This is a genomic window from Blautia sp. AF26-2, assembly GCF_003460955.1.
GTDB classification, from domain to species: Bacteria; Bacillota; Clostridia; order Lachnospirales; family Lachnospiraceae; genus Fusicatenibacter; species Fusicatenibacter saccharivorans.
Window position 1 is genome coordinate 256,312 of sequence record NZ_QTWD01000001.1, and the last position, 25,105, is coordinate 281,416.

Here is a 25,105-nt window from a genome sequence, read left to right on the forward strand (position 1 = left end):
AAGACAGAAAGGACAACACAATGTTAGAAGAACTGAAAAAAAGAGTATACGAAGCCAACATGCTTCTTCCAAAATACGGACTGGTTACCTTTACCTGGGGGAATGTCAGCGAGATTGACCGGGAAAGCGGTCTGTTCGTCATCAAACCAAGCGGCGTGGATTACGACCTGCTGACACCGGACGATATGGTTGTCATGGATCTGAACGGAAACAAAGTAGAAGGACGCTACCGTCCGTCTTCTGACACCCCGACCCATCTGGAGCTGTACAAAGCATTTCCGGAGATCGGCGGCATTGTTCACACCCATTCCTCCTATGCGACAAGCTGGGCACAGGCGGGAAGAAGCATTCCGTGCTACGGAACAACCCATGCAGACTACATCTACGGTGAAGTACCGTGCCTGCGCTGCCTGACAAAAGAAGAGATTGACGAGGCATACGAGGAAAACACCGGCCATCTGATCGTCAATGAGTTCAAACGGATGGGAAAAGATGTAAAAGCCGTTCCGGCCGTTCTTTGCAAGAACCACGGACCGTTCACCTGGGGCAAAGATGCGCATGAGGCTGTTCACAATGCTGTTGTCCTCGAAGAGGTTGCCAAAATGGCATACCGTGCCGAGACCATCAACCCGAGAATCCAGCCGGCACCGCAGGAGCTGCAGGATAAACACTATTACCGTAAGCATGGTGCAAATGCTTATTACGGACAGAACTAAAAAAGAGTAAGAAGATAAGAAAAGTGTCATCCACAAGCTGCAGGGCACACAGCCCGCAGGTGGATGACACTTTTTTGATAAAAACATTTTTATGATAGAAATCTGCTTTTAAAATCAAGTGGTCGTCTGACGCCGGATCAGAAGCGGCGGAACGGTCTTGTGAACCGGCTCGGCAAGCGGCACCGGGTGGCGTTTTTTCCGTTCCTGCATCTGGGAGACCAGAAGGGAAACAGCCTCGTCTGCAATCTGGTCAATCTGCTGGCCGACAGTGCTGATCGGATAGATAGCCTGCTCGGAAATCGGCGCACCGTCGAAGCCGATGAGTTCGTAATCGTCCGGCAGGGTATGGTACTTGCGGATCAGAAGATTTAAAAGAATATTGGCATGATCATCGTTGGAGAGGAAGATGCCCTTTTTCTGACCGGCATATTTTTGTTCGATGTTGTCAAAGATTTCCTGCAGCGGTGCTGCGGCTTCCTGATAGGAGAGTCCAAAATCCCGAATGATAACCTTGTGCGGTACACCGGCCTTTACACAGGCATCCTGGAAACCGGCGAGACGGCGGTAGGCAGGAACATTTTCTTTGGTCGGTGAGTTCAGATGAATCAGGACATCACAGTGGTTATGAATCAGAAGCGAAGTCGCTTCGTACGCGCCGAGGTAGTTGTCTGTATTGACACTGCTGACGAACTGGTCTTCGCGCTCAATTGCAACGACCGGGATTTGCAGATCGGAGAGTTCGCGGGAGGAGAGTGTATGGGAGAGGACGATGAGGCCCTCGATTTTGTACGACATCAGCTCCTGAATGTAGCGGTGCTCCGTCTCATCGTGGCCGTTTCCGGCGAAGACGAGGAATTTATAGCCATATTTCTCATAAGAAGCAAGAATCTGATTCAGCATCTCGGAATAGTAGTTCATGGAGAGACTCGGGATCAGGACGCCGACAAATTCGGTCTGTCCGTTCGCGAGAATTTTTGCCACTTTGTTTTCTTTATAGTTCAGTTTATCCAGTGCATCGGAAATGATCTGCTGATTTTCCGGTGTCAGGGAATCCGGGTTGTTGAAATACCGGGAAATGGTTGTTTTGGAAAAATGCGTGTACTGTGCAATATCATTAAAGGTTACATTTTTTTTTCGTGCCATAAGTTCAAGTGTCCTTCCCTTCAAAAGTGTTGCGTGAATCATGTAAGCTTTCAGAAAAAAACAAATAATATATGAAGATAGTATAACATTTCTCGCCCGCCGGAACAAGCGGGAATCGGTTAAGTAACCGGTTTTGTAAAAGTTCCACAAAAGCCAAAAACAAAATTATGGAAAATCACGAAAAGTAAAGAAAATATTGACGAAACCCACTGTCAATGCTATGATAAAGACAACGAAAGTAACCGGTTACTTGACCGGTTACACAAAACGAAGGACAGGACCAGCTGTCCAGAGATAACAGGAGGAATTGTGATGAGAAAGAAATTTAGTGCCAGGGCGGCAGCTCTTGGAATGTCCGGCGTGCTTCTTACTTCTGCACTGACCGGATGCACCTTCGGCTTCGCAAGCGATCCGGATGACCCGAACGCAGTAAAAGAAGAAGTGCCGATCGACATGACCACCGATACCTTCCAGTACGATACGTCGCTTTCCGGAACGAGTATCGTCATCATGAACACAAAAGCAGAAATCCAGACAGCACTGGAAGAGATTGCAAAAGTGTTCGAGGAGAAAGCAGGCGTACATATTGAGATCATGCCGGTAACGGACGGCGATTCTCCTTATACCAAAGTAGTCAGCCTCTACAACTCCGGAAACCCGCCGACACTTTCCATTCTGGATACGACCGATGTCATTGCACTGGCAGAAGAAAAAGCAGCCGACTTAAGCAATGAAGCATGGACCGGCGAGGCAGAAGAGTACCTGACCAAAATCAATGGAAAGGTTTACAGCTTCCCGCTCTGTATCGAGGGCCGCGGTATTATCTACAACAAGAGCGTGATTGAAGATACCTTAGGTACCGAGTTCGATCCATCCGATATCAAAACCCAGGACGATTTCGCAGCACTTCTCCAGAGCCTGCGGGACAACGGAATGAAGAATCCGATCTCCATGGCAAAAGAAGACTGGTCCCTTGGAGCACACCAGCTGCAGTACATCTACGAGACATACAACGGAACCTCCGACGGTGCAGCAGAAGTCATCAACGAGCTGAAGGACGGAACCTTATATCTGCCGGACTACACCCGCATGAACGAGTTCCTGAATACCTTTGACCTGTTAAAAGAGTACAACGTAGCAAAGGGCGATCCACTCGGCGCAGATTACGATGAGATGGCAATTGACCTGGCAGACGGAAAAACCGCTTTCTGGTTCAACGGAAACTGGGCATGGCCGAACCTTGAGGAGGCAGGAGCCGAGACGACCGACGAGTACGGTTTCCTTCCATACTTCCTGAACAATGATCCGGACGACTTCGTCAACAGCAAAATCCAGGCATCCCCGTCCAAACAGATCATGCTGGATGATATCGTGGCTACCGACGAGCAGAAAGCAGCAGCAAAAGAGTTCCTGAACTGGCTGGTTTACAGTGAGATCGGACAGCAGATGGTTGTAAAGACCTGCAGCCTGATCCCTCCGTTTAAAAACAACCCGAACGAGCCAAGCGATCCGTTAAGCCGCGACATTTACGAAAAAGTACAGAACGGCGGAGCATTCAACGCATCTGCGATCGTGCCGAACGATCACTGGTCTGTCCTTGGTGCGGCAATGCAGAAATATCTGGCCGGAAGAAGTGACCGCGAGGAACTGATAGATTCCATCCAGGCATACTGGGATGAGCAGTAAGCCGGAGGATATGAAGGAGGAACGAAAATGAAATCAAGCAACAAGGGAAAAGATTTCTGTGTATTTGCGCTGCCGGGCCTGTTCTGCTTCCTGGCAGTCGTCATGGTACCGTTTATCTACGGTATTTACCTGACCTTAACCGACTGGAACGGTGTTTCCAGCGTGAAAAACTTTGTAGGACTTTCCAACTTCGCAGCCGTTATGCGCGACGCGCAGTTCTGGAAATCCCTGCTGTTAACCTTTAAATATGTCATTGCGGTTGTTGTTCTCGTCAATGTGATCGCCTTTTTACTGGCTTATATCCTGACCCGCGGCATCAAAGGTCAGAACTTCTTCCGCGCCGGATTTTTCACCCCGAACCTGATCGGCGGTATCGTACTTGGATACATCTGGCAGTTCGTATTCTCCCGTGTTTTCGTCAGCATCGGTGAGACCACAGGATGGAGCCTGTTTGAAATTTCCTGGCTTTCTACCCCGAACAAAGCATTTGCAGCGCTGGTGCTCGTTTCAGTATGGCAGCTGGCAGGCTATATGATCCTGATCTACGTTGCCGGCTTTATGGGACTTTCCGAGGACGTGCTCGAGGCGGCAAGCATCGACGGTGCATCCGGCTGGGTAAAAATGAAAAACATTATCCTTCCGCTGATGATGTCCTCCGTTACTATCTGCCTCTTCCTGACCCTGTCCCGTGCGTTCATGGTATACGATGTCAACCTGTCCTTAACCGGCGGTGCTCCGTACGGAACCACCGAGATGGCAGCCATGCACGTATATGAGAAAGCATTCACATCGAGACAGTTCGGTGTCGGCCAGGCAGAAGCCTTTATCCTGTTTATCATTGTAGCCTGCATCAGCGGTATTCAGGTATACACCACCAAGAAGAGGGAGGTTGAAGCATAATGAATCAGAAGAAAATTGGCGGAACAAAGAAAAAAGTAACTGACGCGCTGGCTATGCTCCTTATGATCATCGTTTTCTGTGCGTTCATGTTCCCGTTTGTCATGGTTATCATCAACTCCTTAAAACAGAAACGTGATATCATCAAGAGCCCGTTCTCCTGGCTGTTTACGATCAAAGGTCTTTCGTTTGACAACTTTGTAAAAGCATTCAATCAGATGAACTTCCTGAATGCCTTCAAGAACTCTCTGGTTGTAACCGTAACAGCAACCGTACTGGTTACGGTACTCGCAGCCATGCTGGCTTACTACATCGTGCGTAATGTCAACGTATTTTCCAATATCATCTTTGCACTGATGGTTGCATCCATGATCATTCCATTCCAGGCAATCATGATCCCGCTTGTCAGTGTATACGGCGGAACCTTAAACATTCTGAACCACAGACTGACCCTGATCTTCATGCACACCGGATTTTCCATGGCGATGTCCGTGTTCATGTTCCACGGATTCATCCGCGGAAGTATCCCGCTGGCGCTGGAGGAGGCCGCTTACATCGACGGCTGTACCCACACCCAGACCTTCTTCCGCATCGTGTTCCCGCTGTTAAAGCCGATCATTTCCACCATGGTAATCATGAATGCGATGGCATTCTGGAATGACTTCCTGCTGCCGTCCCTGGTGCTGACCGACAAAAAGCTGCTGACTCTGCCGCTTTCCACCTACAGCTTCTACGGAACTTACTCCGCAGATTACGGAACCATCATGGCAGGTCTTCTGCTCTGCGTCATCCCGATCCTGATTCTGTACGTGGCACTGCAGAAACAGATCATCAACGGTGTCGTAGCCGGAGCAGTCAAATAAGTAAATCATAGAAATCAAGAACAAGCCGGGCAAAGGAGGGCGGAATTAAAAATGCTTTCTTTTTCCGGCTTTTCTTATCAGAGACAACAAGAAAGAGACAGAAAGGAAATCAAACACATGAAAAACAGATTACACGTAAAAGCGCCGGGCAACTGGGTGAATGACCCGAACGGCATGATTTATTATAAGGGACAGTATCATCTTTTTTATCAGCATTTTCCGTACGCGCCGCGCTGGGGCACCATGCACTGGGGCCATGCGGTGAGTCCGGATCTGATTCACTGGGAGCATGTCGGCGTTGCCCTGTTCCCGAGTCTTTCCGAGGACCAGAACGGCTGCTTTTCCGGAAGCGCAGTAGAAGAGAACGGCGTGATGCATCTCTTTTACACGGGTGTTCACTATAATCAGGTAAATCCGAAGGATATTCATCAGTGCCTTGATCAGGATTTTACCTCGGCGCAGCTTCACCTTACTTCGAAGGACGGTATGCATTTTGATGTCTTCGGGGATAAGGAGGTTGTTATCCCGGCACTCACCGATCCGGAAATCGGCGACAATACGCACACGCGTGACCCGAAAGTCTGGAAGGGAAGCGACGCATGGTATATGGTGCTTGGAAGCACGACGAAGGATCACAAGGGCGAGGCATTATTCTATAAGAGTGAGGATCTTTCCCACTGGCATCTGGCCGGACAGGCGACGACGAAACAGAAGCTCGGCTGGATGTGGGAGTGCCCGGATCTCTTTAACGTAAACGGACGCAGCGTTTTTGTATTCTCCCCGATGGAACTGATCGAGGACCCCGACGGCTATGCGGATCGGGCGATCTGTATGCTGCCTGAGTTTGATGAAAAAACCTGCACAATGAAATTTCCGGAGAACTGGCAGCTTCTGGACTGCGGCGGTGACCTCTATGCACCGCAGACCATGACGGATGCGGACGGAAACCGGATTTCCATCGCATGGCTTCGGATGCCGGAACCGGTAGATGGTATATGGCAAGGCATGTTCTGCCTGCCGCGTGTGGTGGATGTACAGAACGATCATATTTACTTCCGTGTTCTGCCTGCGATCCGCGACGGATTCTGCAAAAAGACGGATTCCCTCGTTTCGGCATGCGGAGAGTGTGCCATGATCCGCGCCGAATTAAAAGAGGGTGAGAGCCTGGAAATCGGCGGCTATAAGATCTGGCGGCAGAGCGGAAAAGTCTGCGCAGACCGCACGGATGTCTATCCATCCGGTGCAAAAGGATGGCTTCATGCCGAGACGCCGCAGTTAAAAGAGGGCGATCTTCTTGAGATTTTCGTGGATCCGAATATGATCGAAATTTATGCAAACAACGGCGAGTACGTATTAAGCCAGGCGGTTTACGGGCTTGGAGAGACATTCTCCTATAAAATGGAGAAAAAACCGGAAATTTATCTGTGGAATGAATGAATCAGCCAAAAAAGTTCTTGACGCATACGGGATTTTGTTCTAATCTAGTACGTAACAGCTTTCTAACGTTAAAGTGACGGGCTGAAAAACGAGATTTCGAAAGATATCCGAAAAGAACGCAAGGAGAGATTATTATGAAGAAAGTAGTAAAATTCGGCGGCAGCTCCCTCGCGAGCGCAGAGCAGTTTAAGAAGGTCGGAGACATCATCCGCGCAGATGAGGGAAGAAGATACGTGGTACCTTCCGCTCCTGGAAAACGAAATTCTGCTGATACGAAAGTAACCGATATGCTGTATGACTGCTATCGCACTGCAGTTGCCGGAAGAGATTTCAAGAAGAAACTGCAGAACATCAAAGCGAGATATCAGGAGATCATCGACGGTCTGAACCTCAGCCTGGATCTTTCCCCGGAATTTGAAAAAATCGCAGAAAACTTTGCCGCAGCAGCCGGAGAGGACTACGCCGCATCCCGCGGAGAGTACCTGAACGGTATCGTGATGGCAAATTATCTGGGATATACGTATATTGATTCTGCAGAAGTGATCTGCTTCGACGAGAACGGAAACTTCCTTGCAGACAAGACTGACGAAGTGCTCTCCGAGCGTTTAAAAGATCTGGATAACGCAGTCGTTCCTGGATTCTACGGCGCAAAACCGGACGGAAGCGTAAAAACCTTCTCCCGCGGCGGATCCGATATCACTGGTTCCATCGTGGCAAAGGCCGTACACGCTGACATCTACGAGAACTGGACCGATGTTTCCGGTTTCCTGGTAACCGATCCGCGTATCGTCAAGGATCCGGAAGTCATTTCCACCATTACCTATCGTGAGCTGCGTGAGCTTTCCTACATGGGAGCTACCGTCCTTCATGAGGACTCCATCTTCCCACTCCGTCAGGAGGGAATCCCGATCCACGTGCTGAACACCAACGCACCACAGGATCCGGGAACCATGATTGTGGAGAACACCTGCAGCAAACCGAAATTCACCATCACCGGTATCGCCGGAAAGAAAGGCTTTGCATCCATCACGGTTGAGAAGAGCATGATGAATACCGAGATCGGCTTTGGCAGAAAAGTGCTCGGTGTTTTTGAGGACAACAATCTTTCCTTCGAACATATGCCGTCCGGCATCGATACCATGACGGTATTTGTTCATCAGAGTGAGTTTGCAGCAAAAGAACAGCAGGTTATCGCAGGACTGCATCGTGCCGTACAGCCGGATTCTATTGATCTTGAATCCGATCTGGCGCTGATTGCTGTTGTAGGACGCGGTATGAGAAGAACGAGAGGCACAGCCGGAAGGATTTTCTCTGCACTGGCGCATGCACACGTTAATGTCAAGATGATCGATCAGGGTTCCAGCGAGCTCAACATCATCATTGGCGTTGAAAACCGCGACTTTGAAACAGCAATCAAAGCAATTTATGATATCTTTGTCGTAGCGCAGATCTAAAATGAATCTATAAAAAATCTCTGTCAGGAGTCTGAACTTCCGACAGAGATTTTTTATGGTTTTTATGCCGCCGTATCGCGGAATTCTTTTCGAATGGTGAATGTAAAAATACAGATTACCACACAGCAGATGATCCAGGCCGTCGGTTCGCAGAAGCCGCCGCAAGCGTTCACCTCTCTCCACGGGAATGTCAGCGGATTTTCAAAGCGTATCTGCACCGGACGCCGATGGAATGATGGAATATCTGCAGTGGAGACGGATTCTCGCAGCGGCAGACGATCTGCGGAACACAAACGAATTTTGCCCTTGTCGTTTTTGGGAACAGATGGTATAATCATTTCATAAATGCAAGACATTTGTGAAAAAATATCATAAAGGAACGAGGATGCAAGATGAAACGACGAGTATTACTGAAATTGAGCGGAGAAGCTCTTGCAGGAGAGAAACACACCGGTTTTGACGAGCCGACCGTCACAAAAGTGGCAAAACAGGTAAAAACTCTGGTAGACCAGGGGATTGAAGTCGGCATCGTAATCGGAGGAGGAAACTTCTGGAGAGGACGCAGTTCCGAAAATATCGACCGTACCAAAGCAGACCAGATCGGTATGCTGGCAACCGTTATGAACTGTATCTATGTATCAGAAATCTTCCGTTCCCAGGGAATGATGACCGCAGTTCTGACTCCATTCCCATGCGGAGAGTTCACAAAAGGATTTTCCAAAGACCGTGCAAACAAATATTTCCAGCACAACATGGTTGTATTCTTTGCCGGCGGTACAGGCCATCCATATTTCTCAACCGATACGGCAACCGTACTTCGCGCGATTGAGATCGAGGCAGACGAGATTCTGCTTGCAAAAGCAGTAGACGGTGTCTACGACAGCGATCCGAAAACAAACCCGGATGCAAAGAAATTTGACGAGATTTCCATTCAGGAAGTCATTGAAAAGGATCTGAAAGTGGTAGATATGACCGCATCCATCCTTTGCAAGGAAAACAAAATGCCGATGCTGGTATTTGGTTTAAATGAAGAGAACAGCATTGTAAATGCTGCAAACGGAAAAATTAACGGCACAAGAGTAACGGTATAATTAATAAAAATTCAGCAGTAAAACACTTGCTGTTTTACTGCGTAAGAAAATGATTCAGGTGTGAGCAGCTCTCCTTTTGCGAAGCAAAACTTTAAATGAGAGCTGCGAATGTCACAGTTCGCAGAACTGTGACCGTATAAGAGATAGCAGGAGGACAAATTTAATATGGCAAATCAGATCGACGAGAGAGTAAAACCGTTTGAGGTAAAAATGGGCAAATCCATTGCAAGCCTCGATTCCGAATTCGGAACCATCCGCGCAGGCCGTGCAAACCCGCACGTACTGGACCGCATTACTGTAGATTACTATGGAACACCGACTCCGCTGCAGCAGGTGGCAAACATCTCTGTTCCGGAAGCACGTATGATCCAGATCCAGCCGTGGGAAGCATCCCTGGTAAAAGAGATCGAGAAAGCGATCATGATGTCTGACCTTGGCATCAACCCGTCCGATGACGGAAGAGTCATCCGTCTGGTATTCCCGGAGCTTACCGAGGACCGTCGTAAAGAGCTGGTAAAAGAGGTAAAGAAAAAAGCAGAGGGCGCAAAGGTAGCCATCCGCAACATCCGCCGCGATGCCAATGATGCGTTCAAGAAACTTGCCAAAGAGGACGTTTCCGAGGACGAAATCAAAGAGCTCGAGGAGCAGACCCAGAAATTAACAGACAAATATATCAAAGAAGTAGATCAGATGGTGGACGTAAAATCCAAAGAAATTATGACCGTGTAATACAAAGAAAACGAGGGGCTGCCTGTCATTTGCAGGCAGCCTGTTATCGTTTACGGAGGAAAAAAGTATGGATAATGAATTAAAAGTGCCGAATCACATCGCCATCATCCTGGACGGAAACGGCAGATGGGCGAAAAAACGCAATATGCCGCGCGGCTACGGCCATATCGTCGGATGCGACAATCTGGAAAAAATGTGTGACGTGATTAAAGACATGGGTGTCAAATATCTGACCGTCTATGCGTTCTCAACCGAGAACTGGAAACGCTCCCGCGCCGAGGTGGAGGGCCTCTTAAAGCTGTTCCGCCAGTATCTGAAACGATGCATCAAAAAAGCACATAAAAATCAGATGCGCGTCAAAATCATCGGAGATCCGAGCGCATTCCCGCAGGATATTCAGGACAGCATTCATGAACTGGAGGAGTGCTCCAAAGATTACGATCACATGTACTTCCAGATCGCAATGAACTACGGTTCCCGTGATGAGATCCTGCGCGGCATGACCCGTATGATCGAGGATGTGAAAAACGGAACTCTCGCAGAGAATGCGTTTGATGAGAACGGAAAACTGACGGAGCAGTGTTTTGAGAGCTACCTCGACACCGCCGGAATCCCGGATCCAGATCTTCTGATCCGTACAAGCGGCGAGCAGCGCCTTTCCAACTACCTGATGTGGCAGCTGGCCTACACGGAATTTTACTTTACCGAGGTTCCGTGGCCGGATTTCCACGAAGAGGAATTGAGAAAAGCCATCGAACAATATAATAACAGAGACCGGCGTTACGGCGGTGTGAAGGAGGAATAAAAAAGATGTTTAAGACAAGACTGTTAAGCGGCATCGTGCTCGTCCTTGTGGCGCTGCTTACGATCTGCAGCGGCGGAACTGTGCTCTATATGACGGTTCTGTGCCTGTCGCTGATCGGCGCAGGAGAGCTGTTCCGCGTGATGAAGGTAAGAGAAGATAAATGGAATCTGTTGGAAATTACGGGCTATGCGGGCGTTGTGATTTTCTATCTGTCCCTGCTGCTTCATGACCCGATGTACCAGATGCTCGCGCTGATCCTGGATCTCGTGCTTCTGATGGCAGTATACGTATTTACTTATCCGAAATACAACGCCAATCAGGTGATGCCGGCGTTCTTTGCGATTGTCTATGTCGGCGTAATGCTTTCCTATGTATATCAGACCCGTATGCTGGACGGCGGAAAATTCCATGTATGGCTGATTTTCCTGTGCTCCTGGGGCTGCGATACGTGTGCATACTGTGTCGGCGTACTCTTTGGAAAACATAAAATGGCGCCGGTTTTAAGCCCGAAAAAATCCGTAGAAGGAGCTGTCGGCGGTGTCGTCGGAGCGATTCTGCTCGGCATCATCTATGCGGCTGCGACAAAGGGCGGCATGGTGGAATACGCCATCATCTGCGGTGTCGGCGCGCTGATCTCCATGGTCGGAGACCTTGCGGCATCCGCAATCAAACGAAATCAGGGCATCAAGGATTACGGAAAGCTGATTCCGGGCCACGGCGGTATTCTTGACCGCTTCGACAGCGTGATCTTTACCGCACCGATCATCTATTTCCTGTCGGTGCTTCTGATTCATTAAAAAAGCTTCCCCTACAGCATAAACGGGAAGCAGATGGGAGAAACTGGAATATGAAGAAAATAGCAATTCTTGGTTCAACCGGTTCGATCGGAACCCAGACCCTCGATGTCGTGCGTGCCAACGGCGATCTTGAGGTGGTCGGCATCAGCGCCGGAAGTAATATTACACTGCTTGAGCAGCAGATCCGGGAATTTCATCCGAAGTTTGCGGCAGTCGGCGATGAGGCGAAAGCGGCAGAACTCCGTGACAGAGTGAAGGATCTTCCTGTAAAAATCGGCAGCGGCATGGACGGCATGATCGAGCTTGCCACGATGCCGGAGAGCGAAATCCTTGTGACAGCGATCGTCGGCATGATCGGCATTCGCCCGACGGTTGCGGCGATGAAGGCAGGAAAAGACATTGCACTGGCAAACAAAGAGACACTGGTAACGGCGGGACACATTATTATGCCGCTGGCAGAGGAATGCGGTGTGCAGATCCTTCCGGTGGACAGTGAGCACTCGGCGATTTTCCAGTGCCTGCACGGGGAAAACAGAAAAGAAATTGAAAAACTTCTGATTACTGCATCCGGCGGTCCGTTCCGCGGAAAAACAAGAGCGGAGCTCGAAAACGTAACGGTAGAGCAGGCGCTCCGTCATCCGAACTGGTCGATGGGGCACAAGATCACGATTGATTCCGCGACACTCGTTAACAAAGGACTGGAAGTCATGGAAGCAAAATGGCTGTTCGGTGTTGATCTCGACCACATCCAGGTTGTGGTACAGCCAAAGAGCATTATCCATTCCATGGTAGAATTTAAAGACGGCGCTGTCATGGCACAGCTTGGCACACCGGATATGAAACTGCCGATCCAGTACGCACTGTATTACCCGGAGCGCCGCTTCCTTGCAGGCGACCGCCTCGACTTTGCGGCGCTGACACAGATCACGTTTGAAAAACCGGATATGGATACCTTCCTCGGCCTTCCGATGGCAATGCAGGCGTCCCGGACGGGCGGCTCCATGCCGACGGTCTTCAATGCGGCAAATGAACGCGCCGTTGCACTGTTCCTCGCGAAGAAGATCCGTTTCCTCGAGATTTACGACGTGATCGCCGGTGCAATGGAAGCACACAAAACGATTGCCGATCCGACGCTGGAGCAGATTCTCGCGGCGGAGCAGGAGACGTATGAATGGATTGCGAACAGATATAAGATGGGAGAATAAGACAGCATGATTGTAAAAATCCTGATAGCCGTACTCATTTTCGGAATCACCGTCATTATCCATGAGCTGGGGCATTTTCTTTTGGCGAAAGCGAATGGTATTACCGTGACGGAATTTTCGATCGGCTTTGGCCCGACGGTGGTAAAGACAGAAAAAGGAGGAACGGTCTATTCCTTAAAACTTCTGCCTTTCGGCGGTGCGTGCCAGATGCTCGGCGAGGACGGTGAAGAGGAGGGGGAAGGAACCTTTAACAGCAAATCCGTGTGGGCAAGAATTTCCGTCGTTGCGGCGGGACCGGTGTTCAACATGATTCTGGCATTTTTCTGCGCAATCTTTGTGATCAGTTACGCGGGAAGTTCCCCGGCACGCGTCACAGAAGTGGCAGACGGTTCGCCGGAGGCAGAGGCAGGCCTGGAAGCGGGAGATATCATCACTTCCTATGAAGGAAGACATATTTCCATCGGAAAAGAGCTGAACTCTGTGATGACGGTACGGGGTGTGCCGACGGATGAGATTACGCTGGAGGTTAAAAAGGCCGACGGGGAAAAGAAAACGATCACATATGAACCGACGGTGACAACGCGGTATATGATGGGCTTTAACTACGATGACTGTGACCGCGGCATGGAATTCACGTATGTGCAGCAGAATATGCCGCTTGCCGCTGCGGGTGTTGTCGCGGGCGACCTGCTCGTATCGATCAACGGAGCGCCGATCACCTGTGTGGCAGATTTTACTGCTTACCAGACAGAGCATCCTTTCGATGGAAGCGCTGTGACGCTGGAGTATGAGCACAGCGGAAAGACGAAAGAGATTACGGTGACACCGGTTGAAAATACGTATGCGAATGTACAGTTTTCGTATCAGCTCCGGGAGAAACAGTCCCCGATCGGCGTGCTGAAATACAGCGTGCTGGAGATCAAATACTGGGTGCGCACCGTCATTGACAGCGTCAGTATGCTGATCACCGGACAGTATTCTGTGAACGATCTTTCCGGCCCGGTCGGCGTGGTGGATGCGATCGGAACCGCCTATGATGATGTAAAATCGCAGGGCGTTCTGGTTACGGTGATGACGATGCTGAACATGGTGATTCTGCTGTCATCAAACCTTGGCGTCATGAACCTGCTGCCGCTCCCGGCACTCGACGGCGGACGGCTTGTCTTTCTGATCATAGAAGCCATCCGCAGAAAACCAATCCGGCGAGACCTGGAGGGTATGGTTCACTTCGCGGGCCTGGTGCTTCTGATGGCGTTGATGGTCTACGTCATGATCCACGACGTCCAGCGGATCCTGTAAATCGAAAAATGAAAAGCAACAAAGCCTCATATTCTGCATACCATAAAAGGAGTGCAGGATATGGGGCTTTTTTATGAAAAATTTGCGTATGCAGCAGGAAATGACTGACCGCGGGCGGCTGGAAATCCGGGTAAATACAAGAATCCAGGCGCGGCCTGTTTCCGGGGCGCGGGTGACGGTTTCGTATACGGGAGATCCGCAGAATGTGATCGAGGAGCTGATTACCGACGGGGACGGCAGAACGGAGACGCTGGATCTGGCGACGCCGCCGCTCGAGTACAGTCTGGAACCGAATGTGAATCAGCCGTATTCCGAATATACGGTGAAAGTGGAGGCGGAAGGGTATGAACTGGTTGAAGTGACGGGCTCCGAGCTTCTTTCAGGAGAACAGTCCGTCCAGCAGGTGGACCTCAAACTGGCAGAGGGCGCAGCGTTTGCGGATGTGACGATCCCGGACCATACGTTGTTCGGCGAATATCCGGCGAAAATTCCGGAAAGTGAGATCAAGCCGACGAGGGAGAGCGGTGAGATTGTGCTGTCCCGTGTCGTGATCCCGGAGTATATCATCGTCCACGACGGAGCGCCGACCGACAGCACGGCACGCGACTATTATGTGCGGTACCGCGACTACATCAAAAACGTGGCGTGCTCGGAAATCTATGCAACATGGCCGGATGCGGCGATCCGGGCGAATATCCTCGCAATCATGTCATTTACGCTGAACCGTGTCTATACAGAATGGTACCGCAACAAGGGATACGATTTTACGATCACTTCGTCGACGGCCTACGATCACAAATGGATTTACGGCAGGAATATTTTCGACAGCATTTCCCTTGTGGTCGATGAGATTTTTGCTGATTACCTGTCGCGCCCGAATGTGAAACAGCCGATTCTGACGCAGTACTGTGACGGAAACCGTGTGAGCTGCCCGAACTGGATGAGCCAGTGGGGGTCCAAAAACCTGGCGGACCAAGGGTATTCAACGATTCAGATTCTCCGCAATTATTATGGAGACAATATGTATATCAACACGGCGGAGGAGATTTCCGGCATCCCGTCCTCCTGGCCGGGGTATGACCTCACCATCGGCTCGTCCGGGAACAAGGTACTGCAGATGCAGGAGCAGCTGAACGTGATTGCGGAGGTGTATTCATCGATTCCGACGGTCTATGAAAATGGCTATTTCGATGAAGAGACGCAGGACGCCGTCGAAGCGTTCCAGCGGCTGTTCGGCCTGCCGGTTTCCGGCATTGTGGATTATCCGACGTGGTACAAAATTCAGTCGATTTATGTGGCTGTGACGAGGATTGCGGAGCTGCAGTAGGTATACAAAAGTCTTTATAAGGGGCGTGTTTTCTGCGAAAAAACGCGGAAAATGCGCCTTTTCTGCGGCTTTTGAAACGGATCAGAAAAATTTTAAAACTGTCAAGAAAAAATACTTGACACCCAGCATCATTTCGTGTATGATAACCAAGGTGATCGCAATGGAAAAAATATTGGAACAGACATTACTGTATGATTTTTACGGCGAACTTCTGACTGAACATCAGCGTCAGGTATATGAGGACGTGGTGCTCAACGATTTTTCCCTGAGCGAGGTTGCGGCAGCGCGGGGCATTTCCCGCCAGGGAGTTCACGATCTGGTCAGACGCTGCAACAAGACACTGGAAGAGTATGAAGAAAAGCTTCATCTGGTACAACGCTTTGTGCAGATCCGGGAAAATGTGAACGAGATCCGAAAGCTGACAGACCCATCCGGTGATACCCCGAAAGAAGATGTGATGCAGCGGATTGCAGCAATTGCATCGGATATATTAGAGGAGCTTTGAGCATGGCATTTGAAAGTTTAACCGAGAAACTCCAGAATGTTTTCAAAAATCTCAGAAGCAAGGGCCGCCTGACCGAGGCGGATGTAAAGACTGCGCTGAAGGAAGTAAAAATGGCACTTCTCGAGGCGGATGTCAGCTTCAAAGTAGTAAAACAGTTTATCAAATCCGTACAGGAGCAGGCAGTCGGACAGGACGTCATGAACGGACTGAATCCGGGTCAGATGGTCATTAAAATCGTAAATGACGAGCTGGTCAAGCTGATGGGTTCCGAGACAACGGAAATCGCACTGCGCCCGGCGAGTGAAGTTACCATTATTATGATGGCAGGTCTTCAGGGAGCCGGTAAAACAACCACAACCGCAAAGATTGCAGGAAAGTTAAAAGCCAAGGGAAGAAAACCTCTCCTTGCAGCCTGCGACGTATACCGCCCGGCAGCGATCAAACAGCTGCAGGTCAACGGAGAAAAGCAGGGCGTGGAAGTGTTCGCTATGGGAGATAAAAACCGTCCGGTGGATATCGCAAAGGCAGCGCTGGTGCATGCAAAGACAAACGGCTTTAACGTATTGATTCTGGATACCGCAGGCCGTCTGCACATCGATGAAGAGATGATGCAGGAGTTACAGGATATCAAAGCGGCTGTTCCTGTGGATCAGACCCTTTTGGTAGTAGACGCTATGACCGGACAGGACGCAGTCAATGTGGCCGAGATGTTCAGCAATAAAGTCGGCATCAACGGTGTAGTACTTACAAAATTAGATGGTGACACCAGAGGCGGTGCGGCACTTTCAATCCGTGCAGTTTCCGGCAAACCAATTCTCTATGTCGGCATGGGCGAAAAGCTTTCGGATCTGGAGCAGTTTTATCCGGACCGTATGGCGTCCCGTATTCTCGGCATGGGCGATGTGATGAGCCTGATTGAAAAAGCGCAGGCAAACATCGACGAAGAAAAAGCAAAAGCCATGGAACAGAAGATGAAGAAGGCGCAGTTCGACTTCAACGATTATCTGGATTCCATGGAGCAGATGCGCAATATGGGCGGCATCTCCAGCATCCTGAATATGCTTCCGGGCGTCGGCGCGAAAATGAAGGGCCAGGATCTTGAGAGCATGGTGGATGAAAAAGACATGGCAAGAAAGGAAGCTATTGTACTTTCTATGACGCCAAAGGAAAGAGAAAACCCGGATCTCATCAATCCGTCGAGAAAGCAGAGAATTGCAAAAGGCGCCGGTGTTGACATCGCGGAGGTAAACCGTTTCATCAAACAGTTTGAACAGTCAAGAAAAATGATGAAACAGATGACCGGAATGGTCGGTAAGGGTGGTAAAAGAGGAGGATTCAAACTTCCCTTTTAGCATAAAAGAAAAAATATAAATAAATACATGAATTTACAATGGAGGTAAAGAAAAATGGCAGTAAAAATGAGATTAAGAAGAATGGGACAGAAGAAAGCTCCTTTTTATAGAATCGTTGTAGCAGATTCCAGATCCCCAAGAGACGGACGTTTCATCGAGGAGATCGGAACTTACGATCCGAACCGCGAGCCGAGCGCAATCAGCTTCAACGAGGAGGCTGCTAAAAAATGGCTGGCTAACGGCGCACAGCCGACCGAAATCGTTGCCAAACTCTTAAAACAGGCTGGTATCGAGAAATAATTCATACGGGGGTATCTTGTAATGAAAGAACTTATCGAAGTAATTGCAAAATCTCTGGTTGATCATCCATCTGAGGTAGTTGTGACAGAAACCGTCAGCGGTGATGACCTTCTGCTGGAACTCAAAGTAGATCCGTCAGATATGGGAAAAGTCATCGGACGTCAGGGACGCATTGCGAAAGCAATCCGTACGGTTGTAAAAGCAGCTTCCTCAAAGAGCGACAGAAAAGTTGTCGTAGAAATTTTACAGTAAGTAAAAGATAGAAAAAGGAACCGACAGTTGTTGCCGGTTCCTTTCTTTACGCGGGCAACGAGACAAAGTCCGTGCTTGCACGGGACCTTGGCGACTGCCGCGATAACTTGAGAAACTCGCAAAGCGTGTTTCTCAAGTTGCAATACACAGTAGAACTGGTTGGAAAGGGTTTTTGAATGGAAGAATATTTGCAGATTGGCGTAATTACCACAACCCACGGCGTACGCGGTGAGGTAAAGGTATACCCGACGACAGATCCGGAGCGTTTTCTTTCTCTGGACCGCGTTTTTCTCGATACAGGAAAAGAAAAAAAAGAACTCCATGTAACTGGCGTGCGTTTTTTCAAACAGCTTGCCATTGTAAAATTCAAAGGAATTGACAACATCAACGATATCGAACGGTATAAAGGCTGCAGCCTCTATGTGACGAGAGAGGATGCCATTCCGCTGGAAGAGGACGAATACTATATCGCAGACCTGCAGGGAATGCAGATGTACACCGAGGACGGCGAACTGTTCGGCACGCTCCGCGATGTGATGGAGACCGGTGCGAACGACGTCTATATTGTAGATTCGAAAGAGCACGGAGAGGTTCTGATTCCGGCGATCCATGACTGCATTCTGGATGTGGACCTGGATGAGCAGAAGATGACGATTCACCTTCTTCCGGGCCTGATTGACTGATAAAGAGAGTAAAGAACGATGAAATATCATATTCTGACGCTGTTCCCGGAGATGATCGAGCAGGGGCTGCACACCAGCATCCTCGGAAGAGCCATCAACAACGGCTATATTTCCCTCGAGACGACGAATATCCGGGAATTTTCAGCAAATAAATTCAACCGCGTGGACGATTACCCGTACGGCGGCGGTGCGGGCATGGTCATGGAGGCGGAGCCGGTGTTCCGCGCCTACCAGTCGGTAGCCGAAAAGATCGGGAAAAAGCCGCGCACGGTCTATCTGACACCGCAGGGAAAAGTACTGAACCAGACGATGGTGGAAGAGCTGGCGCTTGAGGACGATCTTGTGCTGCTCTGCGGCCACTATGAGGGCATCGATGACCGCGTACTGCAGGAAGTAGTAACGGACTATATCTCGATCGGGGATTATGTTTTAACAGGCGGAGAACTCGGTGCAATGGTGCTGGTGGATGCGGTATCGCGGTTTGTGCCGGGTGTCTTAAGCAACGAGGAATCTTCGCAGTTTGAGTCACTGCAGGACAACTTGCTTGAGTATCCGCATTACACAAGACCGGAGACATGGCACGAGAAAAAAGTTCCGGAAGTGTTGCTTTCCGGTGACCACAAAAAGATCGAAGCATGGCGCCATGAGGCCTCTCTGGTGCGGACAGCCGAGCGGCGGCCGGACCTTCTGGAAAATGCATTCCAGATTTCCTGCGCATGCAATGAAAAAGAGGAATCGTCTGCCTGGGCGCACGATCTTTTGGCAGGCATGACACGCTATGGTGTAAGCCTTGATCTCGGACGAAAGAAGATCCGGAAACAGAAAAATCTGTTTGATGACCATGATCTGCTGATTCTGCAGCTTCCGGGAACGCTTGAGGAGGGTATGAAAGCAAAGAGCGAGTATATCCGCAGCTTTGCCGGAAAAGAAACACCGCTGGTGTTTTTGTGCCCGGACGGATTCTCGGAAGAGGAAGAAAAACTCGAAGAGCAGCTGGAAAAAAACGGTTTCCGTCTGGTCGCACGGCTTACCGGCATACCGTCCGCGGACGGCCTGCAGCGGTTTTCTTTCGCGCTTCGCAGTCTGCTGTACAGCGGCGAATGGAAAGTGAAAAAAATACTTGCATCTGCGGATGCATTATAGTATAATGTATTTTGTTGTGAGTAAAGAGATGGTCCGCTGTTGCAAAAAGGCATTAAGAACATCCAGGGTAAAAAAAGGAGATAAAGAAATGAACGACATTATTAAGAAAATCGAAGATGCACAGTTAAAAGCAGAAGCACCGGAGTTCCGCGTTGGTGATACCGTTAAAGTTTACGGTAAAATCAAAGAGGGTAACCGCGAGCGTATCCAGGTATTCGAAGGCGTTGTCCTGAAAAGACAGGGCGGCGGAAGCAAAGAGACCTTCACTGTTCGTAAGAGCTCTAACGGCGTAGGCGTTGAGAAAACATGGCCGGTACACTCTCCGAACGTTGAGAAAGTAGAAGTTATCAGACGTGGTAAAGTAAGACGTGCGAAACTGAACTACTTAAGAGACCGTGTTGGTAAAGCAGCGAAAGTGAAAGAGCTGGTAAAATAATAAGTCGTTAAAAGGATGGCCGGAGGAACATGAGCAATTGTGTTTCTCCGGTTTTGTCTTACGGAGAATTACACTATGGGTATGAATACCAGATATGTAAAGGAATATTTCTACAAGAAAAAGATCCGTTCCACGTTTGTATGGATTCTGGAAATTATTGCGGCGATTCTTCTTGCCGCGGCATTTTCCTGGTTTTTCTGCAGAAGTGTCGTGGTGCAGGAGGGCTCGATGGAGCCGACTCTCGTGCCGGGGGAGCGTGTGCTGATGGACTCCGCCTGGTACCGCTTAAGTTCTCCGAAACGCGGGGATATCATCGCGTTCCGGACGAGTGAGGACAAGAAGGCGAGCATCCACATCAAGCGTGTGATTGCGCTGCCGGGCGAGACGGTACAGATCAGGGACGGACAGATCCTCATCAACGGGGAAGTCTATAATGAAAAAGATGAATTTCCGGCCATCACAAACGCGGGACTTGCCTCCGAGCCGATCACGGTCGGGAAGGGACAGTACTTTGTGCTCGGCGACAACCGGAACAACAGCGAGGACAGCCGCCACAACGGCATGGGACTCGTGGATTCGGACCGCATTGTCGGAAAGCTCTGGTTTACGATTTCGCCGTGGAAGAAAATCGGTTTCGTGTAAACGCAGCATAGAAGGAGAAGAAACATGAATTATCAGTGGTACCCGGGTCATATGACGAAGGCCCGCAGACAGATGCAGGAAGACTTAAGGCTCATCGACCTGATGATTGAGCTGGTCGATGCGAGAGTTCCTGCAGCGAGCCGCAACCCGGATATAGATGAACTTGGAAAGAACAAAGCACGGCTGATTCTGCTGAACAAATCGGACCTTGCCGATGAGCGCGGAAACGATGCCTGGATGGAATATTTCAAGGGAAAGGGATATTCTGTTGTGAAGGTCAATTCCCGTTCCGGAGCCGGCATGAAAGCGATCAACAGCGCCGTACAGGAGGCCTGCAAAGAGAAAATCGAGCGCGACCGCAAACGCGGCATCCTGAACCGTCCGGTCCGCGCGATGGTTGTCGGTATTCCGAACGTCGGAAAATCGACATTTATCAATGCGTATGCGGGCAGAGCCTGTGCGAAAACCGGAAACAAACCGGGCGTCACGAAGGGAAAACAATGGATCCGTCTGAGCAAACAGCTGGAGCTTCTGGACACACCTGGTATCCTGTGGCCGAAGTTTGAGGACCAGCAGGTGGGACTGCATCTTGCGATGATCGGTTCCATCAACGATGAGATCCTGAACGTAGAGGAGCTGGCGCTGTCCGTCATCGATTATCTGACGGCAGAGTATCCGGGAACGCTGGAGAAACGCTTTGGCTTTGAAGGTGTGACGGATCGTGTGGAAATCCTGGGTGAGATTGCGCGTGTGCGCGGCTGCCTGAAAAAGGGAAATGAGCTCGATTACGAAAAAGCAGCACGGCTTCTGATGGATGATTTCCGGAGCGGAAAGCTCGGCAGAATCACGCTGGAAAAACCGGAATAAATGGATTTATCAAAATAAAAAATGCGGAGAACAACGATGACAGAGAAAAAACAATCAATATCCGCCATACGGGAAATTTTTGCGGCAGCTTCGGAGACGGAGCTGCCCGCCCTTTATCTGGAATACGAAGAGGATTCCCGTGCCGGCGTACAAAATCTGATTCAAAAATACCAGAAACAGGAAGAGGCCTTGAAAAAAGAGCGCGAGCGCACGGAACAGATGAAGATCTACGAGCACAAATATGAGGATCTTGGCTGGATCTGCGGCATCGACGAGGTCGGAAGAGGCCCTCTGGCGGGCCCTGTGGTCGCAGGTGCGGTCATTCTGCCGCGCGACAGTAAAATCCTGTATCTGAACGATTCCAAGCAGCTGACGGCCAAAAAACGCGACGAGCTGTACGATGTGATCATGCGTGAGGCAGTGGCCGTCGGCATCGGCTATGCCTCTCCGGCGCGGATCGACGAGATCAATATTTTACAGGCAACGTACGAGGCGATGCGGGAGGCGATCAGCAAGCTTTCCGTGAAGCCGGATGTGCTCTTAAACGATGCGGTGAAAATCCCGCAGGTGGACATCCGCCAGGTGCCGATCATCAAGGGAGATGCCAAGAGTGTTTCGATTGCGGCGGCAAGTATTATTGCGAAGGTGACAAGGGACCGCCTGATGGAAGAGTACGACAAGGTGCTTCCGGGCTACGGTTTTGCATCGAACAAGGGCTACGGTTCGGCAGAGCATATCGCTGCTTTAAAAGAAATCGGCCCGTCACCGATCCACCGGCAGTCGTTTATCGGCCATTTCGTGTAAAGGCGCCGCATCAAAAAAAGGAGAGGGTATCGCATTTGAACCAGCGGGAAGTAGGAACGAGACAGGAGAGCCGTGCGGCAGAATATCTGGAAAGCCTGGGATATCATATCTTGGTGCGGAATTTCCGGTGCCGCTTCGGTGAGATCGACCTGATCGCAAAACAGGACGACACATACATTTTTATCGAAGTAAAATACCGCACCGGCCGGACAGCCGGAGACCCGACAAGCGCCGTGGATGGAAAGAAACAGAAGAAAATTTCAAAAACAGCAGATTACTACCGCATGCTCCACCAGATCCCGATGGATGTGCCCTGCCGCTTCGACGTCGTGGCAGAGACACCGGAGGAGATCCGCGTCTATGCGAACGCGTTTTATTATCAGGGGAGCGGCTGGTAGGAAGGGAGTTTTTATGATACCAATTCAATGGAAACAAAACGATAAAAAAACGATGCATGTCAACGAGGCGGAAAACGGCGTGGTCTATCTGACCTGGCCGGCGATTGAGAAAATTGAGGGCATCCGCCATGCATTTTCTACACGGATCGGCGGGGTGAGTAAGAAACATCTTTCCAGCATGAATCTCAGCTTTTCGCGCGGCGACGATCCGGCGAATGTGCGGGAGAATTACAGAAGATTCTGTGAGGCGGCGGGGTTTGAAGTGGAAAACATTGTTACCTCCGATCAGGCACACACGACGAAGGTCCGTTATGTGACGAAAGCAGACTGCGGCAGCGGCGTGACAAGAGACCGCGATTTTCATGATATTGACGGTATGATCACTGATGAGCCGGGCGTCGTACTTGCGACATTCTATGCGGACTGCGTGCCGCTCTACTTTGTCGACCCGGTGCACCGTGCAATTGGACTTTCACATTCCGGCTGGCGTGGAACGGTCCACAAGATGGGACAGGCAACGCTCGATGCGATGCACGAACGGTTTGGAACAGAAGCAAAAGATGTGATCGCAGCCGTCGGCCCGTCGATCTGCCAGGACTGCTACGAGGTGAGCGGTGACGTGATCGAAGAGTTCCGGGCAGCATTCCCGGAAACACTGCATGAGAAACTGTTCTACGGAAAACCAGATGGAAAATACCAGTTAAATCTCTGGGAGGCGAATCATCAGATCCTTCTTGCGGCAGGAGTGCCGGAGAAGCAGATTCATCTGCCGAACCTCTGCACCTGCTGCAACCCGGATTTCCTGTATTCCCACCGTGCATCGAAGGGAAAAAGAGGAAACCTCGCGGCATTCCTTTCCCTGGTCTGAAAACAGAATAGAAAGCAGCAAAAAACGGACCTGGAAAAAACAGATCCGTTATTTGCTGTATGCATCCGGCGGACACAAAATCGATTATCTGTGTTTTGCCAGCAGCTTATTGATTTTCTCTGTCGTAGACTGTACTTTTGCAACGGATACGTCGTGGTTAAGCGTATCGATGATGCTTGCCATATATTTGCTCATCTCAGCCGGCTCATACCAAGGACGGGAAACGAGTTCCGGTGTACGGTAGGTCAGGTCGGTGGTGATGACTTTGCTGATATAGCCTTTCTCATAGTAAGCATCGAATTTCTCCAGACCATCGGTGAAGAGGCCGAAGGTGGTGCAGACAAAGACGTGGTCAGCGCCGCGCTCTTTGACCTGTTTTGCAACGTCGAGCATACTCTCACCGGAGGAGATCATATCGTCGATGATGACAACATCTTTTCCTGCTACGGAATCGCCGAGAAACTCATGTGCCACGATCGGGTTCTTTCCGTTTACGATGGTGGAGTAATCTCTTCTCTTATAGAACATACCCATATCGACGCCGAGCACGTTGGAGAAGTATACGGCACGCGCCATCGCTCCCTCGTCCGGGCTGATGATCATCAGATGATCGTTGTCGATCGTCAGATCCGGAACGGAACGAAGAAGGGCTTTTAAAAACTGGTAGGTTGGCATGAAGTTGTCAAAGCCGCCGAGCGGAATTGCGTTCATGACACGAGGATCGTGTGCGTCGAAGGTGATAAAGTTGGAAACACCCATGTTCATCAGCTCCTGCAGAGCAAGTGCGCAGTCGAGAGACTCACGTTTGGTGCGCTTATGCTGTCTTCCTTCATAAATGAAAGGCATGATTACGTTGATCCGGTGTGCTTTTCCTGTTGCAGCAGCGATGATACGTTTCAGATCCTGATAATGGTCATCCGGTGACATGTGGTTCTCGTAGCCGCAGACCTTGTAAGTGATGCTGTAGTTGCAGACATCAACCAGGATGTAAAGATCGGCACCGCGGACGGATTCGTTGATCTTTCCTTTTGCTTCGCCGGAACCGAAACGCGGGCACTCGCAGTCAATCAGAAAAGAATCCTCGGAATATCCGGAAAAGGAAACCCCGTTGCGGCGCTCGGCGAGCTCTTTACGGAACTGAACCAGATACGCATCAACTTTTTTTGCCATTTCCATACTGCCCGGCAGAGCTGCGAGCTTTAACGGAGCAACCGGAATGGAATTTTCAAGTAAATCTAAATTAGCCATACAAACCTCCAGTAATCGACATTTTTTACAAACCATTTACTTCCTATTTATATCATCTTGGGAAAGGGTGCGTCAAGCAAAAAACGAAAGAATCCTTGCTTTTTGTGCAGGTTGTTGTTATTATAATGAATGAATGCCCGGAAGGTATGCAAAAAAAG

At 49.9% G+C, this 25,105-nt stretch carries 28 protein-coding genes; 25 read left to right on the plus strand and 3 right to left on the minus strand.

The window, feature by feature from the left end; all coding sequences use genetic code 11:
* The first annotated feature begins 20 nt into the window (after window positions 1–20).
* On the plus strand, window positions 21–716 hold the full coding sequence (locus DWY63_RS01340) for an L-ribulose-5-phosphate 4-epimerase (protein WP_022461490.1): 696 nt from the start codon (window positions 21–23) through the stop codon (window positions 714–716).
* A 114-nt stretch (window positions 717–830) separates the two neighbouring features.
* On the opposite strand, the gene DWY63_RS01345 is transcribed toward DWY63_RS01340, so the two are convergent.
* The gene (locus DWY63_RS01345) at window positions 831–1,859 is read right to left on the minus strand and encodes a LacI family DNA-binding transcriptional regulator (protein ID WP_055266684.1); all 1,029 of its coding nucleotides are present in this window, start codon (window positions 1,857–1,859) and stop codon (window positions 831–833) included.
* Between the two features lie 312 nt (window positions 1,860–2,171).
* Between DWY63_RS01345 and DWY63_RS01350 the strand changes: the two genes are divergently transcribed.
* The 5 genes from DWY63_RS01350 (at window position 2,172) to DWY63_RS01370 (ending at window position 8,196) form a co-directional block, all read left to right on the plus strand.
* On the plus strand, window positions 2,172–3,545 hold the full coding sequence (locus tag DWY63_RS01350; protein WP_117760371.1) for an ABC transporter substrate-binding protein: 1,374 nt from the start codon (window positions 2,172–2,174) through the stop codon (window positions 3,543–3,545).
* A gap of 27 nt (window positions 3,546–3,572) precedes the next feature.
* The gene (locus tag DWY63_RS01355; RefSeq protein ID WP_022461493.1) at window positions 3,573–4,445 is read left to right on the plus strand and encodes a carbohydrate ABC transporter permease; all 873 of its coding nucleotides are present in this window, start codon (window positions 3,573–3,575) and stop codon (window positions 4,443–4,445) included.
* On the plus strand, window positions 4,445–5,305 hold the full coding sequence (locus tag DWY63_RS01360) for a carbohydrate ABC transporter permease (protein ID WP_022461494.1): 861 nt from the start codon (window positions 4,445–4,447) through the stop codon (window positions 5,303–5,305). Before DWY63_RS01355 ends, DWY63_RS01360 begins: the two co-directional genes overlap by 1 nt.
* Before the next feature lie 117 nt (window positions 5,306–5,422).
* A complete protein-coding gene (locus DWY63_RS01365) occupies window positions 5,423–6,742 on the plus strand; it encodes a glycoside hydrolase family 32 protein (RefSeq protein ID WP_117801219.1) in 1,320 nt (439 codons plus the stop codon).
* Window positions 6,743–6,876: 134 nt separating this feature from the next.
* Complete coding sequence (locus tag DWY63_RS01370; protein WP_117800910.1) at window positions 6,877–8,196, plus strand: aspartate kinase; 1,320 nt, start codon at window positions 6,877–6,879, stop codon at window positions 8,194–8,196.
* A 62-nt stretch (window positions 8,197–8,258) separates the two neighbouring features.
* Here the strand turns inward: DWY63_RS01370 and DWY63_RS01375 are convergent, their stop codons facing one another.
* Entirely contained in the window at window positions 8,259–8,489 is a 231-nt protein-coding gene (locus DWY63_RS01375) for a hypothetical protein (RefSeq protein ID WP_117509062.1), read from the minus strand.
* Between the two features lie 99 nt (window positions 8,490–8,588).
* On the opposite strand from DWY63_RS01375, the gene pyrH reads away from it, so the two are divergent.
* The 19 genes from pyrH to pgeF all read left to right on the plus strand — a co-directional run bounded on the left by pyrH (window position 8,589) and on the right by pgeF (window position 23,699).
* Window positions 8,589–9,287 carry a UMP kinase gene (pyrH, locus tag DWY63_RS01380; RefSeq protein ID WP_022461497.1) on the plus strand — a complete coding sequence of 233 codons (699 nt, stop codon included), beginning with the start codon at window positions 8,589–8,591 and terminating at the stop codon, window positions 9,285–9,287.
* A 210-nt stretch (window positions 9,288–9,497) separates the two neighbouring features.
* A complete protein-coding gene (gene frr / locus DWY63_RS01385; protein ID WP_373141022.1) occupies window positions 9,498–10,016 on the plus strand; it encodes a ribosome recycling factor in 519 nt (172 codons plus the stop codon).
* Window positions 10,017–10,083: 67 nt separating this feature from the next.
* Window positions 10,084–10,821: a polyprenyl diphosphate synthase gene (gene uppS / locus DWY63_RS01390; protein WP_022461499.1), complete on the plus strand. Its 738-nt coding sequence runs from the start codon at window positions 10,084–10,086 to the stop codon at window positions 10,819–10,821.
* 5 nt (window positions 10,822–10,826) lie between these two features.
* A complete protein-coding gene (locus DWY63_RS01395) occupies window positions 10,827–11,618 on the plus strand; it encodes a phosphatidate cytidylyltransferase (RefSeq protein ID WP_022461500.1) in 792 nt (263 codons plus the stop codon).
* A gap of 50 nt (window positions 11,619–11,668) precedes the next feature.
* Complete coding sequence (locus tag DWY63_RS01400; RefSeq protein WP_055266585.1) at window positions 11,669–12,823, plus strand: 1-deoxy-D-xylulose-5-phosphate reductoisomerase; 1,155 nt, start codon at window positions 11,669–11,671, stop codon at window positions 12,821–12,823.
* 6 nt (window positions 12,824–12,829) lie between these two features.
* Entirely contained in the window at window positions 12,830–14,122 is a 1,293-nt protein-coding gene (rseP, locus tag DWY63_RS01405) for an RIP metalloprotease RseP (RefSeq protein WP_022461502.1), read from the plus strand.
* A gap of 73 nt (window positions 14,123–14,195) precedes the next feature.
* The gene (locus tag DWY63_RS01410) at window positions 14,196–15,449 is read left to right on the plus strand and encodes a peptidoglycan-binding protein (RefSeq protein ID WP_117509058.1); all 1,254 of its coding nucleotides are present in this window, start codon (window positions 14,196–14,198) and stop codon (window positions 15,447–15,449) included.
* A 160-nt stretch (window positions 15,450–15,609) separates the two neighbouring features.
* Entirely contained in the window at window positions 15,610–15,954 is a 345-nt protein-coding gene (ylxM, locus tag DWY63_RS01415) for a YlxM family DNA-binding protein (RefSeq protein ID WP_330377042.1), read from the plus strand.
* A 2-nt stretch (window positions 15,955–15,956) separates the two neighbouring features.
* On the plus strand, window positions 15,957–17,306 hold the full coding sequence (gene ffh, locus DWY63_RS01420; protein WP_117800913.1) for a signal recognition particle protein: 1,350 nt from the start codon (window positions 15,957–15,959) through the stop codon (window positions 17,304–17,306).
* Window positions 17,307–17,360: 54 nt separating this feature from the next.
* Window positions 17,361–17,606 carry a 30S ribosomal protein S16 gene (rpsP, locus tag DWY63_RS01425; RefSeq protein ID WP_022461506.1) on the plus strand — a complete coding sequence of 82 codons (246 nt, stop codon included), beginning with the start codon at window positions 17,361–17,363 and terminating at the stop codon, window positions 17,604–17,606.
* 21 nt (window positions 17,607–17,627) lie between these two features.
* A complete protein-coding gene (locus tag DWY63_RS01430; protein WP_022461507.1) occupies window positions 17,628–17,858 on the plus strand; it encodes a KH domain-containing protein in 231 nt (76 codons plus the stop codon).
* A 176-nt stretch (window positions 17,859–18,034) separates the two neighbouring features.
* The gene (gene rimM, locus DWY63_RS01435; RefSeq protein ID WP_022461508.1) at window positions 18,035–18,541 is read left to right on the plus strand and encodes a ribosome maturation factor RimM; all 507 of its coding nucleotides are present in this window, start codon (window positions 18,035–18,037) and stop codon (window positions 18,539–18,541) included.
* Between the two features lie 18 nt (window positions 18,542–18,559).
* Window positions 18,560–19,684: a tRNA (guanosine(37)-N1)-methyltransferase TrmD gene (trmD, locus tag DWY63_RS01440; RefSeq protein ID WP_117800917.1), complete on the plus strand. Its 1,125-nt coding sequence runs from the start codon at window positions 18,560–18,562 to the stop codon at window positions 19,682–19,684.
* An 88-nt stretch (window positions 19,685–19,772) separates the two neighbouring features.
* Window positions 19,773–20,120: a 50S ribosomal protein L19 gene (rplS, locus tag DWY63_RS01445; protein ID WP_022461510.1), complete on the plus strand. Its 348-nt coding sequence runs from the start codon at window positions 19,773–19,775 to the stop codon at window positions 20,118–20,120.
* 81 nt (window positions 20,121–20,201) lie between these two features.
* A complete protein-coding gene (gene lepB, locus DWY63_RS01450; protein WP_243001822.1) occupies window positions 20,202–20,762 on the plus strand; it encodes a signal peptidase I in 561 nt (186 codons plus the stop codon).
* 24 nt (window positions 20,763–20,786) lie between these two features.
* Entirely contained in the window at window positions 20,787–21,629 is an 843-nt protein-coding gene (gene ylqF, locus DWY63_RS01455; RefSeq protein ID WP_117800923.1) for a ribosome biogenesis GTPase YlqF, read from the plus strand.
* Between the two features lie 36 nt (window positions 21,630–21,665).
* Window positions 21,666–22,433 carry a ribonuclease HII gene (locus DWY63_RS01460; RefSeq protein ID WP_117800926.1) on the plus strand — a complete coding sequence of 256 codons (768 nt, stop codon included), beginning with the start codon at window positions 21,666–21,668 and terminating at the stop codon, window positions 22,431–22,433.
* Window positions 22,434–22,468: 35 nt separating this feature from the next.
* Window positions 22,469–22,831 carry a YraN family protein gene (locus tag DWY63_RS01465; protein ID WP_022461514.1) on the plus strand — a complete coding sequence of 121 codons (363 nt, stop codon included), beginning with the start codon at window positions 22,469–22,471 and terminating at the stop codon, window positions 22,829–22,831.
* A 13-nt stretch (window positions 22,832–22,844) separates the two neighbouring features.
* Entirely contained in the window at window positions 22,845–23,699 is an 855-nt protein-coding gene (gene pgeF, locus DWY63_RS01470) for a peptidoglycan editing factor PgeF (RefSeq protein ID WP_243001823.1), read from the plus strand.
* 84 nt (window positions 23,700–23,783) lie between these two features.
* On the opposite strand, the gene DWY63_RS01475 is transcribed toward pgeF, so the two are convergent.
* Window positions 23,784–24,947, minus strand: a complete 1,164-nt coding sequence (locus DWY63_RS01475) for a ribose-phosphate pyrophosphokinase (protein ID WP_117509055.1) — start codon at window positions 24,945–24,947, stop codon at window positions 23,784–23,786.
* Window positions 24,948–25,105 lie beyond the last annotated feature (158 nt).

Coding starts and splice junctions, on each gene's coding strand:
- DWY63_RS01370 (WP_117800910.1), top strand. CDS start 6,877: ATGAAGAAAGTAGTAAAATTCGGCGGCAGCTCCCTCGCGAGCGCAGAG.
- rseP (WP_022461502.1), top strand. CDS start 12,830: ATGATTGTAAAAATCCTGATAGCCGTACTCATTTTCGGAATCACCGTC.
- DWY63_RS01355 (WP_022461493.1), top strand. CDS start 3,573: ATGAAATCAAGCAACAAGGGAAAAGATTTCTGTGTATTTGCGCTGCCG.
- pyrH (WP_022461497.1), top strand. CDS start 8,589: ATGAAACGACGAGTATTACTGAAATTGAGCGGAGAAGCTCTTGCAGGA.
- ffh (WP_117800913.1), top strand. CDS start 15,957: ATGGCATTTGAAAGTTTAACCGAGAAACTCCAGAATGTTTTCAAAAAT.
- ylqF (WP_117800923.1), top strand. CDS start 20,787: ATGAATTATCAGTGGTACCCGGGTCATATGACGAAGGCCCGCAGACAG.
- lepB (WP_243001822.1), top strand. CDS start 20,202: ATGAATACCAGATATGTAAAGGAATATTTCTACAAGAAAAAGATCCGT.
- frr (WP_373141022.1), top strand. CDS start 9,498: ATGGGCAAATCCATTGCAAGCCTCGATTCCGAATTCGGAACCATCCGC.
- DWY63_RS01430 (WP_022461507.1), top strand. CDS start 17,628: ATGAAAGAACTTATCGAAGTAATTGCAAAATCTCTGGTTGATCATCCA.
- DWY63_RS01395 (WP_022461500.1), top strand. CDS start 10,827: ATGTTTAAGACAAGACTGTTAAGCGGCATCGTGCTCGTCCTTGTGGCG.
- uppS (WP_022461499.1), top strand. CDS start 10,084: ATGGATAATGAATTAAAAGTGCCGAATCACATCGCCATCATCCTGGAC.
- ylxM (WP_330377042.1), top strand. CDS start 15,610: ATGGAAAAAATATTGGAACAGACATTACTGTATGATTTTTACGGCGAA.
- rpsP (WP_022461506.1), top strand. CDS start 17,361: ATGGCAGTAAAAATGAGATTAAGAAGAATGGGACAGAAGAAAGCTCCT.
- rplS (WP_022461510.1), top strand. CDS start 19,773: ATGAACGACATTATTAAGAAAATCGAAGATGCACAGTTAAAAGCAGAA.
- rimM (WP_022461508.1), top strand. CDS start 18,035: ATGGAAGAATATTTGCAGATTGGCGTAATTACCACAACCCACGGCGTA.
- DWY63_RS01360 (WP_022461494.1), top strand. CDS start 4,445: ATGAATCAGAAGAAAATTGGCGGAACAAAGAAAAAAGTAACTGACGCG.
- DWY63_RS01475 (WP_117509055.1), bottom strand. CDS start 24,947: ATGGCTAATTTAGATTTACTTGAAAATTCCATTCCGGTTGCTCCGTTA.
- pgeF (WP_243001823.1), top strand. CDS start 22,845: ATGATACCAATTCAATGGAAACAAAACGATAAAAAAACGATGCATGTC.
- trmD (WP_117800917.1), top strand. CDS start 18,560: ATGAAATATCATATTCTGACGCTGTTCCCGGAGATGATCGAGCAGGGG.
- DWY63_RS01400 (WP_055266585.1), top strand. CDS start 11,669: ATGAAGAAAATAGCAATTCTTGGTTCAACCGGTTCGATCGGAACCCAG.
- DWY63_RS01350 (WP_117760371.1), top strand. CDS start 2,172: ATGAGAAAGAAATTTAGTGCCAGGGCGGCAGCTCTTGGAATGTCCGGC.
- DWY63_RS01410 (WP_117509058.1), top strand. CDS start 14,196: ATGAAAAATTTGCGTATGCAGCAGGAAATGACTGACCGCGGGCGGCTG.
- DWY63_RS01340 (WP_022461490.1), top strand. CDS start 21: ATGTTAGAAGAACTGAAAAAAAGAGTATACGAAGCCAACATGCTTCTT.
- DWY63_RS01365 (WP_117801219.1), top strand. CDS start 5,423: ATGAAAAACAGATTACACGTAAAAGCGCCGGGCAACTGGGTGAATGAC.
- DWY63_RS01345 (WP_055266684.1), bottom strand. CDS start 1,859: ATGGCACGAAAAAAAAATGTAACCTTTAATGATATTGCACAGTACACG.
- DWY63_RS01460 (WP_117800926.1), top strand. CDS start 21,666: ATGACAGAGAAAAAACAATCAATATCCGCCATACGGGAAATTTTTGCG.